At 68.1% G+C, this 1,306-nt stretch carries 1 protein-coding gene; it reads left to right on the top strand.

The window, feature by feature from the left end:
- The first annotated feature begins 72 nt into the window (after positions 1 to 72).
- Positions 73 to 1,265 (top strand): IS3 family transposase gene (locus ACWCPW_RS52005; protein ID WP_449768691.1). Its coding sequence is split into 2 segments (ribosomal slippage): positions 73 to 337 and positions 337 to 1,265, totalling 1,194 coding nucleotides; the frame shifts between segments, so codons are not numbered across the junction.
- Positions 1,266 to 1,306: the final 41 nt, after the last annotated feature.

The following is a 1,306-nucleotide window of genomic DNA, read 5'->3' as shown; positions in this document are numbered from 1 at the left end:
TGAGCTGCTCTGAGTTTGGTGGAGTCCTTGAAGCCGGGTTATGGTGCCCGGCGTAAAGGAGCACCACAAGCTATGCCAGCACCACGCAAATACCCCGATGAGCTGCGGGAACGGGCGATCCGGGAGGTACGTACCTCCGGACGTCCGGTTGCGCACGTCGCCCGGGACCTGGGCATCCACAAGGAGGCCCTGCGGAACTGGGTCCGCCAGGCCGAGGCCGACGCCGGGGAGCGGACCGACCGCCCGACCACCGCCGAGTCGGAGGAACTGAGGCAACTCCGGCGAGAAAACGCCGAGTTGCGGCGGGCCAATGACATCCTTAAGGCCGCGTCCGTGTTTTTTGCCCAGGAGATCGACCGTCCCCGGACGAGGCCGAGCAGGTGATCGACCACCTGCGGGACAAAGGCCTCGGGGTCGATCCCGTATGCCGGGTGCTCGACCTGTCGCCGTCGACGTACTTCGCGCGCAAGAAGCGCCCGAAGTCCGCCCGCCGGTTGCGCGACGAGCAACTCATGGCGCTGATCGAGCGTGAGCACGGCGACTCCGGCGGTACTTATGGCGCCCGGCGGATCGCCCGCGCCCTGGCCCGCAAGGGCCACCCGGTCGCGCGGTGCACGGTCGAGCGGCTGATGCGCGAGCTGGGTGTCGAGGGTGTCATTCGCGGCCGGCGCCGCCGCACCACGGTCGCCGAGCCGGCCGCGCCTCGTCCGCCGGACCTGGTCGACCGCGTCTTCGCCGCCGACGGCCCGGACCGGCTGTGGGTCGCCGACCTGACGTATGTGCGGACGTGGTCCGGCTGGGCGTATGTCGCGTTCGTCCTGGACGTGTACTCGCGGATGATCGTCGGCTGGCAGATCGCCGAGCATCTGCGCACCGAACTCCCGCTGGACGCCTTGGAGATGGCGCTGTGGCGCCGCCGCATCAAGAAGGACTCCGGCCTGGTCCACCACAGCGACCGCGGGTCGCAATACGTATCGATTCGGTACACCGAACGGCTCGCGGACGTCGGCGCGGCCGCGTCGGTCGGCTCGGTGGCGGACTCGTACGACAACGCGATGGCCGAGGCACTGAACGGCACGTTCAAGGCCGAGCTCGTCGAAATGCAGGGTCCCTGGCGGGACTTCGCCCAGGTGGAGCGCGCCGTGTCCGAATGGGTGACCTGGTACAACGACGAACGCCTGCACTCCGCGCTCGACTATGTGCCGCCGGTTGAGTACGAGCAGCAACACTGGGCCGACCAGGAGCAAACCACGCAGTCCGCGTGAACAACCGCAAACGGACTCTACAAAACTCGGGTCAGCTCACT

Source organism: Embleya sp. NPDC001921 (assembly GCF_053594475.1).
The sequence above is the reverse complement of the archived record's forward strand: the minus strand, read 5'-3'. Positions and strand labels throughout refer to the sequence as shown.